An 8,273-nucleotide genomic window follows, 5' to 3' on the forward strand; every position below is an offset into this window, starting at 1 on the left:
ACCGGGGCCTACGCCACCGCGGGTGTGGCCGGGCGGGACGGGGTGGGCACCGGGTAGTGGCCCTCCTTGCCCAGGGGCGAACCGAACAGCTGCGAATCCGCCTGACGCGAGCGCATGAGGTCCACGACGAAGTTCATGCGCTGGTCCAGCTTGCTCCAGTCCTTCGCGGCGGTGCCGTGGAGGCTGTCGGGCGTCCGGTCCAGGCGCCCCAGCAGCGCGCGCAGCTCGGGGTTTTCAATCGTGCGCAGGTGCGGCGGGAAGAGCACGTCCTCCATGCCCTTGGGCGGCGGCAGGTCGTTGCCCAGCTTCAGCGCGCCACCGGGCAGCGTCAGCCGCATCATGTTCTCGGTGACGGCGGCGCGGAACACCGTCGCCAGCTGATCCACCAGCGGGTTCAGGGCCGCGTCCACCACGCCCGCCTTGATGGCGGCCTTCGCGGCGAGGTTCGCGGGGAAGGGCAGGGCGTTGGCGCCTGCTTCGACGGACTGCTTCAGGATCTTGCGGAAGACGTCCTTCACCGGCGCGTTGAGCGCGCCCTCGATGTAGGGCTGGAGCTGGGTCTGCTCGTGCAGCCCCACCTGGGTGTTGCCCAGCAGCACCAGCTCGGCCTTCTTGTTCGGGTCCTTCTCGAACATGGCCTCGGCGTAGTGACTGAATGCCTCACGCAGCAGGGGCTTGTCCGCGGGGATGCTGGCGGCGAACCGCTCCACCTTGGCCGCGTCGTATCCCGTGTCGCCCTGGAAGGCCTCCACGAAGCGGGCGAACTCGAACCCCACGTCGTTGAAGACGAAGTGATTGCCGCCCGCGACGGCCTGGCTGGTGGCGTTGAGCGCATCGGTGCCGGCCTTCGCGATGGCGCCCAGGGGGAGCGCGGGCAGGCCCAGCTTGCGCAGCAGGTCGTCCGCCTTGCTCAGCGCGCCGCCCAGGATTCCGCCGCCCTTGAGCGCGTCCACGAACACCTTGGGCATGTCCTCCTGGCGGATGCTCACCCCGGCCTGCTTGGAGGCCCAGGAGGCGATGGTGGACCAGTTGGTGTTCTCCTCGCCCAGCAGCGAACCCATCGCGTTGGACAGGTCGTGGTAGCCCTGGGTGATGGCCAGGTTGCGGGCCACCGGGTCCTTCATCGCCGCGATGGTCCTCACGTCCCCGGGGCTGGGGAAGCTGCCGGGCGCGGGACGGTTGCCCTGCGCCACCACGCCAGCGGGCGTGGACAGCGCCACGGGCGTTTTTCCGGACGGGGTGGTGTCGAAGCGCGAGGCTGCCGGATGGCCCTGCCCGGGCTTCACCGTGTTGCGCGCACGCTGCGGGGCCGCCGGCTCGGAGGGCCGGGGCGTGGACGGGATTCGGGGAGCGATCTTCGGGGGAGCCATGATTCCAGTATCACCCGGAAACTCCCCGAAGTTGCGTTCAGGCGGGACGATGGCTCCAGGCCGCCCGGGCCTCCTCGACGGAAACCGCCTGGAAGTGCACGGAAGCCCCGGCCCGGCGGGCACCCAGGCGGCCCCAGTCCGCGCGGATGACGACGGCGATGAGCGGGTAGCCCCCGGTGGTCGGATGGTCCGGACCCAGGACGATGGGCGTTCCCGACAGCGTCACCTGGAGGGCGCCGCGCACCATGGGCCGGGAGGTGCCCGTGCCCTCGTCGCCGTGGGGAACGGGCGGTCCGTCCAGCCGCTGTCCCACGCGGTCGCTGGCGGGCGACACGGTGAAGGTGCTGCCCAGGAGCATCGCCACGGCCGCGTCGCCGAAGCGGGCGGTGTCCGGGCCCAGGAGGATGCGCACGGGCGCGGTGGGGTCCAGGGCCTCCGCGAGGCGCGGGAGGTCCGCTTCGGAAGGACTGTCCGCGGAGACCGGCGGGCCCAGTGGAAGGGAGTCTCCCTTGCGCAGGGGACGGCCCTCCCATCCTCCCAGCCGGGCCACTCCCAACGTCCCGCGTCCGCCCAGCACCTCGGGGACGGACAGTGCGCCGTCCACGGCCACGTAGCGCACGGCATACCGGGTGGGCGCGGGCACCGTGAGCGTGTCGCCATCCGCGAGGAGCCGCGCGGCTTCTCCATCCACGGACACGCGCACGTCACGGCCCCGGGCGCGAAGCTCCAGCCGTCCGTAGGCCTCCAGCGCCGCGGCGCTCCAGGCATTGCCCACCGCGCGGTTCGCGGCGATGAGCAGCTCCGGCACCCACGCGCCGCCCGGAGGAACGCCGTGGTGCATGTGTCCCGGCCGGCCACCGTCCTGCACCATCACGGGAGCCCCCAGGCTGACGACTTCAATCGAGGCCGTCATGGGTCCTCCCGTTCGAAGCGCACGCGGTCACCCAACTGCATCACGGCGCCGTGCTTCGGGTCGAACGCGGTGAAGTCCAGCGCCGTGCCCACCAGGTTCCATCCCCCGGGCGACGCGAAGGGATACACGCCCGTGCGCTCCCCGGCGATGCCCACCGCGAGCGCCGGCACCCGCGTGCGCGGCGTGGCCAGCCGGGGACAGGCGATGCTCGCATCCACCTCCCCCAGGTACGCGAAGCCCGGCAGGAACCCCACGCAGCGCACCGTGTACTCGCGGGCCGTGTGACGGCGCACCACCTCCTCCACCGACAGCCCCGCGTGCGCGGCCACCTTCGGCAGGTCCTCGCCGTCGTAGCGCACGCGGATGCGCAGCAGCGGTCGCTCCACCGGAGTCACAGGCATCACGCGCAGCCGCGTCAGCACGAGCGCGGGGGCCTCGGGGGGCGTCGCCGGCTCGAAGTACACGCAGGCATGGGACTCGGTGATGACCGCATCGAGCACCCCCGGCAGCGCGCACAGGGCCTCGCGCGCCTGTCGCCGGTCCACCGCCTCCGGCAGCACCAGTCGCAGCGCGCTGTCTCCCAGGGGCTCCGGAGGACGCTCCAGCGCATCCAGCATGGCGCGCACCTCACGCGCCAGCGTCACCGCCCCCGGCGTGTCGCCGTGCACGCACAGCGTGTCCACCGTGCCGCTCGTGGCCAGCCGCACCGTGTTCTCCCGGGCGCGCGCCACGTCGGTCAGCACCGCGCCGGGTTGACCGCGCGGAATCAACGAGCCGTCTGGAAGCGTGCCCCGGTCCGCGAAGCCCTCTCGCGCATACCCCAGCCCCGCCGCCCGGGCCGCATCCCTCAACGCGCCCGTCCCGGGACCCACGAGCGTGACGTCCGTTCCCAGCGCCTCCACCACGCCCTCCACCACCGCCCGCGCCAGCTCGGGGGACTTGTTGGCCGAGTGGTACAGCGCGCCATGGGGCTTCGCGTGCCGCACCGGCACACCGCGCTCGCGGGCCAGCGACACCAACCGCGCGCACTGCTCCGCCACCTGCGCGCGCAGCACCTCCGGGGCCACGTCCAGGGCCTTGCGGCCAAAGCCCTCGCGGTCCACGAAGGACGGATGCGCGCCCGCCAGGGTGCCATGGCGCTCGCACAGCTCCAGGGCCCGCCGCATGGAGTCCGCATCGCCCGCGTGCCCGCCGCAGGCGATGTTCGCCAGGTGGGCGAGCGCGTAGAGCTGTTCGTCCTCCCCGGGCAGCTCCCCCAGGTCGATGTTGAGCAGGCACCGCGTCATGGGCCCACGCTACGCGAGCCCCGCCCGTCAGCGGTAGGTGATGAGCGCCCGGTGCACGCCCTCGAAGTGGCCGTGCTCGTTGAGGGTGGACAGATAGCGGCCCCGTTCGCTGTAGATCACCTTGGTGACCCCACAGTTGGCGAGCGTCCAGTTCGTCCGGAACGCATGCGCGTCCGGGATGCCCAGCAGGTCCTGGCTGATGGCCGTGATGGGACCGCCGGAGGTGAACACCAGCGCCGTCTTCGACGCCCCCAGCGAGGCAATCAGCGCGTCCATCGCCTCCAGGCAGCGCACCTTGAAGGCGGACCAGGACTCCTTGTACTCGCCGTCGTGCCCCCCCGCGACCCAGCGCGCGACGGACTGGGTGAACAGCTCCTGGTAGGCGCGGCGCGGGTCCTTCGCGGTGAGCAGCTCCTCGCGCAGCACGGTCCGGTCCGCGTAGCGCGGCGTGTGTCGCTCCACGACCTCCTCGTGGTCGAACTCGTTGAAGCCCGCCACCCGCCGGGGCTCCAACGCCTGTCCGAGCAACTGGAGGCACGCGTCCGCCGTCTCGCGGTGACGCAGCATCGTGCCCGTCACCACCGCGTCCACGTTCGCCAGGCGCGAGCGCAGGGACGCTCCCAGCACGCGCGCCTGCTCCAGGCCGACGTCCGACAGCTTGTCGTAGTCCGCCGCGCCGAAGGACGCCTGCCCATGGCGTACCAGATAGACGACACCCATCAGCCCCCCGCCTTCTTGATGAGCTGCCGGCAGCGGAACGCGAGGTAGTTCGCGATGAGCCAGTAGTTCTTGAACGCCGGATTGCGCGTCTGCTTGTGGTGATAGCGGTAGTAGATCTGCTGGACGATGACCGCGAGCCGGAAGACGCCGTAGACCTCGTAGAAGGTCCAGTTGGCGGGCTTCAGCCCGGTGCGCTCCAGGTAGTAGGCCACCACCTCCTCGCGCCGCAGCATGCCGGGCAGGTCGGTGGGTTGCCGGCGCGTGGCGCGCAGGAACAGGTTGTCATCCGCGTGGACCCAGTAGGCCAGCGTGTTGCCCAGGTCCATCAGCGGGTCGCCCAGCGTGGCCATCTCCCAGTCGAGCACCCCGATGACCTCCGTGGGGTTCTCCGGACTGAGCACCACGTTGTCGAAGCGCCAGTCGTTGTGGATGACGCACGTGGCGATGTCCTGGGGCACGTTCGCCGCCAGCCAGTCGCGCACGTACTTCATCCGGGGCACGTTCCAGGTGCGCGCCTTCTCGTAGCGGTCGGACCAGCCGGAGATCTGTCGCTGCGGATAGCCCGGCCCCTTGCCCAGCGACGTGAGGCCCACCGTCTGCGCATCCACGCCGTGCAGCGCGATGAGCTTGTCGATGACGTTGAGGCACAGCTGGCGCGTCTGGGCCTTGTCCAGGTTGAGCCCCCGGGGCAGGTGCCTGCGCGGGATGAGGCCGGGGATGCGCTCCATCACGTAGAACTCCGCGCCCAGCACGGCCGGGTCCTGGCACAGCCCCACCATCGTGGGCACCACCGGGTACGCGGGCTTCAGCGCCTGCTGCACCGTGTACTCGCGCGACATGTCGTGCGCGGACTTCGCCTTGGTGCCCGCGGGCGGCCTGCGCAGGATGAGGTCGCGGTTCTCGTACTTCAGGCGGTAGGTCCAGTTCGACGCGCCGCCCGTGTACTGGGTGACTTCCGGCGTGCCCACGAGCGACGGCACCTGGGCCTTGAGCCACGCGTCCACGGCGGGCACGTCCAGCGCCTCGCCGGGGCGCACGGCCTTGCCCTCGTCCAGGGGAACAGGGGAGGCCATGATCAGCTCCCCCGGGAGAAGCCGCGCTTCGCGAGCTCGATGCGCGTGATGACGCCCTTGTGCACTTCATCCGGGCCGTCCGCGATGCGCAGGCTGCGCGCCTGGGCGAAGAAGCCCGCGAGCGGCGTGTCGCGCGACACGCCCGCGCCGCCGTGCAACTGGATGGCGTCGTCCACCACCTTCTGGAGCACGTTGGGCGCCACGACCTTGATGGCGGAGATCTCCGTCATCGCCCCCATCGCGCCCACTTCGTCCAGCTTCCACGCCGCGTAGAGCGTGAGCAGGCGGGCCTGGTCGATGGCGATGCGCGCCTCCGCCACGCGCTCGCGATTGCCGCCCAGGTTGAGCAGCGGCTTGCCGAACGCGCTGCGGCCCATGCCCCGGTCGATCATCAGCTCCAGGGCCCGCTCCGACGCGCCGATGCAGCGCATGCAGTGGTGGATGCGGCCCGGCCCCAGGCGGCCCTGCGCGATTTCAAAGCCCATGCCCGGCCCGGAGATGAGGGCGGAGCGGGGCAGCCGCACGTCGTGGAAGTGCACCTCGCCGTGGCCGTGCGGGGCGTCATGGTCCCCGTACACCGGCAGCATGCGGATGATCTCCACGCCCGGCGCGTCCAGGGGGACGAGCACCATGGAGTGCTGGTGGTGGCGGTCCGTGCCCGTCTCCGGCGTGCGGCCCATGAAGATGGCCACCTTCGCGTTGGGGTGACCCAGGCCGCTGGACCACCACTTCTTGCCATTGAGCACCACATCGTCGCCATCCAGCACGGCGGTGGCCTGCATGTTGGTGGCGTCCGACGACGCGGCGTCCGGCTCCGTCATGCAGAACACGGAGCGGATGTCGCCCGCGAGCAGGGGCTTCAGCCACTGCTCCTGCTGCTCCGGGGACCCGTAGCGCCAGAGCACCTCCATGTTGCCGGTGTCCGGGGCGCTGCAGTTGAAGACCTCCGGGGCCATGAAGCTGCGGCCCATCTGCTCCGCGAGCAGTGCGTACTCCAGCGTGCTCAATCCCGCGCCCAGCTTCGCGTCCGGAAGGAAGAGGTTCCACAGCCCTTCCGCCTTCGCGCGGGTCTTGAGCTCCACCATCACGGGCGGCACCTTCCACTGGCGCCAGTCTCCGCCGGACTCCATCGCGTGCAGGGCCTTCAGGTAGGCACCCTCCACCGGCTCGATGTGCTCGGTCATGAAGCGCTTCACGCGCTCCAGGTATTCGGTCGTCCTGGCGGAGGGCTGGAAGTCCATGCGCGGCATCCTGCGCCCCGCCGGGTTGATGAAGCCACTGAATGTTGGTCATGTGTTCTCATGAACCGTGTTCAGGATTCAGCGGTCCGCCCGGCGCTCGACCTCAACCTCTTCCGCGTGTTCGACGTGGTGTTGCGCGAGCGCAACCTGGCGCGCGCCGCGGACGTGCTGTTCCTGAGTCCCTCCGCGGTGAGCCACGCGTTGGCCCGCCTGCGTGAACAACTGGGCGAGCCGCTCTTCGTCCGGGAGGGCCGGGGTGTGGCGCCCACGGCGCTGGCGGAGCGACTGGCCCCTGGCATCCAGGACGCGCTCGCGCTCCTGCAGCAGGCGGTGCACCGCACCCGGCACTTCGAACCGGCGCGCGACGTGCTCCATGTGGCGCTGGCGATGAACGAAGTGCTGGAGCCATCCTTGCTGCCCGCGTGGGTGGAGCGCCTGCGAGGCCGGGCCCCGGAGGCCCGAGTCACCAGCGTGCGGTTGGAGCGCACGCGGCTGGAGCGCGACCTCGCGTCGGGGCGCCTGGACCTGGCCATCGACGTGGCGCAGCCCACGGGTCCGGACCTGCGGCACGCGGTGCTCCTGCGGGACGAGCTGTGCGTGGTGGCGGCCCGGCGCCGCAGGTTGACCCCGGCCGCGTACCTCTCCGCGCGCCACGTCGCGGTGTCCTCCCGGCGCACCGGGCTGCCCTTCGAGGATCTGGTGCTGGGCCGGTTGGGGCACCAGCGCGACGTGGCCGTGCGCTGTCAGCACTACGAGGCCGCCTGCCGCATCGTCGCGGGTTCGGACCTGCTGCTCACGATGCCCCGGCGTCACGCGGAAGGACTCAACGCGGGGCTCCGCAACCACCTGCTGGCCGTGCCGCTGGCGCTGCCGCCCGTGGACCTGCACCTGTACTGGCACCGGCAGGTGGATGAGGACCCGAAGAGCCGCTGGCTGCGCGCGGAGCTGCTCGCCCTGAGCCGGGAGGTCGTGCTTCCCGCCCGGAAGCGGCGCTCAGCCGCGGGGCGTTCGCGGAGTCCGGCGCGCGCGCGGTGACGGCGTCCCACGGCGGCCCTGGGCCCGGGGCTTGCGCGCGGGCGGTCGGGGCGCGGCCGGCGGTTCGATGCTCGCGAGGATGATGCGGCGCAGGAGCGAGTACACCGGCAGCGGGTCGAAGTTCTTGTCGAGCTGGTGGTACAGCGACAGCGCGTCCACGCACGCCTTGAGGATGATGGCGTAGTGCAGGTCCTCGGCGGCGGGGGCTGCCTCGTGTCCGACGCGGTAGTGCGCCACCGTGCGGGCGATCTCGGTGTCCCCCTGGCGCAGCAGCTCCGCGACGGCGGGCGTCAGCTCCCGGTTGCGCAGCCCCAGCGCGAACAGCTCGTAGCGCAGCCGGCAACTGTCCGGCGCGTCCGTGGCCAGCTTCTCACCCCACGCGAAGGCGGTCTCCGCCAGCGCCTCCACCGGGGTCTGCGCGCGCAGCCGCTGCAGCTCCGTCATGTATTGCCGGCTGGCCTCCTGCGTGACGGCCAGGAGCAGCGCGTCCTTGCTGCCGAAGTAGTAGTGCACCAGCCCCTGGTTCACCCCCGCCTCGCGCGCCACCTCCTTCACCGTCGTGGCGTCGTAGCCCCGCTCCGCCAGGACGCGGCGGCCCGCGGTGATGAGGCGGGCCCGGGCGTCGGGCTCCGGGG

At 71.6% G+C, this 8,273-nt stretch carries 8 protein-coding genes; 1 reads left to right on the forward strand and 7 read right to left on the reverse strand.

The annotated features are described in order from the left end of the window. Nucleotides 1–8: 8 nt before the first annotated feature. Genes D7Y13_RS34150 through D7Y13_RS34175 form a run of 6 tightly spaced genes read right to left on the reverse strand, consistent with a single transcriptional unit; the run spans nucleotide 9 to nucleotide 6,603 of the window. Complete coding sequence (locus tag D7Y13_RS34150; protein WP_120582279.1) at nucleotides 9–1,370, reverse strand: hypothetical protein; 1,362 nt, start codon at nucleotides 1,368–1,370, stop codon at nucleotides 9–11. Between the two features lie 37 nt (nucleotides 1,371–1,407). Further along, nucleotides 1,408–2,283 carry a 5-oxoprolinase subunit C family protein gene (locus D7Y13_RS34155; protein WP_120582278.1) on the reverse strand — a complete coding sequence of 292 codons (876 nt, stop codon included), beginning with the start codon at nucleotides 2,281–2,283 and terminating at the stop codon, nucleotides 1,408–1,410. After that, on the reverse strand, nucleotides 2,280–3,569 hold the full coding sequence (locus tag D7Y13_RS34160) for a LamB/YcsF family protein (protein WP_120582277.1): 1,290 nt from the start codon (nucleotides 3,567–3,569) through the stop codon (nucleotides 2,280–2,282). Before D7Y13_RS34160 ends, D7Y13_RS34155 begins: the two co-directional genes overlap by 4 nt. A 27-nt stretch (nucleotides 3,570–3,596) precedes the next feature. Next, entirely contained in the window at nucleotides 3,597–4,289 is a 693-nt protein-coding gene (locus tag D7Y13_RS34165; protein ID WP_120538105.1) for a histidine phosphatase family protein, read from the reverse strand. Continuing rightward, the gene (locus D7Y13_RS34170; RefSeq protein ID WP_120582276.1) at nucleotides 4,289–5,362 is read right to left on the reverse strand and encodes a phosphotransferase family protein; all 1,074 of its coding nucleotides are present in this window, start codon (nucleotides 5,360–5,362) and stop codon (nucleotides 4,289–4,291) included. The genes D7Y13_RS34165 and D7Y13_RS34170 overlap by 1 nt, the downstream gene beginning before the upstream one ends. Before the next feature lie 2 nt (nucleotides 5,363–5,364). After that, nucleotides 5,365–6,603, reverse strand: a complete 1,239-nt coding sequence (locus D7Y13_RS34175; protein ID WP_120582275.1) for an acyl-CoA dehydrogenase family protein — start codon at nucleotides 6,601–6,603, stop codon at nucleotides 5,365–5,367. A gap of 60 nt (nucleotides 6,604–6,663) precedes the next feature. Here D7Y13_RS34175 and D7Y13_RS34180 point away from each other — a divergent pair, with 60 nt between their 5' ends. Continuing rightward, nucleotides 6,664–7,638, forward strand: a complete 975-nt coding sequence (locus D7Y13_RS34180) for a LysR family transcriptional regulator (RefSeq protein ID WP_120582274.1) — start codon at nucleotides 6,664–6,666, stop codon at nucleotides 7,636–7,638. On the opposite strand, the gene D7Y13_RS34185 is transcribed toward D7Y13_RS34180, so the two are convergent. Then, nucleotides 7,597–8,273, reverse strand: a 677-nt coding sequence (locus tag D7Y13_RS34185) for a TetR/AcrR family transcriptional regulator (RefSeq protein ID WP_147452554.1), incomplete at its 5' end; no start/stop codon positions are given. The genes D7Y13_RS34180 and D7Y13_RS34185 overlap by 42 nt on opposite strands.

Source organism: Corallococcus praedator (assembly GCF_003612125.1).
In the GTDB taxonomy this organism is placed as follows: Bacteria; Myxococcota; Myxococcia; order Myxococcales; family Myxococcaceae; genus Corallococcus; species Corallococcus praedator.

Excerpts from the sequence above, each read along its gene's own strand:
- D7Y13_RS34150 (WP_120582279.1), bottom strand. The coding sequence starts at position 1,370 with ATGGCTCCCCCGAAGATCGCTCCCCGAATCCCGTCCACGCCCCGGCCC.
- D7Y13_RS34155 (WP_120582278.1), bottom strand. The coding sequence starts at position 2,283 with ATGACGGCCTCGATTGAAGTCGTCAGCCTGGGGGCTCCCGTGATGGTG.
- D7Y13_RS34160 (WP_120582277.1), bottom strand. The coding sequence starts at position 3,569 with ATGACGCGGTGCCTGCTCAACATCGACCTGGGGGAGCTGCCCGGGGAG.
- D7Y13_RS34165 (WP_120538105.1), bottom strand. The coding sequence starts at position 4,289 with ATGGGTGTCGTCTATCTGGTACGCCATGGGCAGGCGTCCTTCGGCGCG.
- D7Y13_RS34170 (WP_120582276.1), bottom strand. The coding sequence starts at position 5,362 with ATGGCCTCCCCTGTTCCCCTGGACGAGGGCAAGGCCGTGCGCCCCGGC.
- D7Y13_RS34175 (WP_120582275.1), bottom strand. The coding sequence starts at position 6,603 with ATGGACTTCCAGCCCTCCGCCAGGACGACCGAATACCTGGAGCGCGTG.
- D7Y13_RS34180 (WP_120582274.1), top strand. The coding sequence starts at position 6,664 with ATGAACCGTGTTCAGGATTCAGCGGTCCGCCCGGCGCTCGACCTCAAC.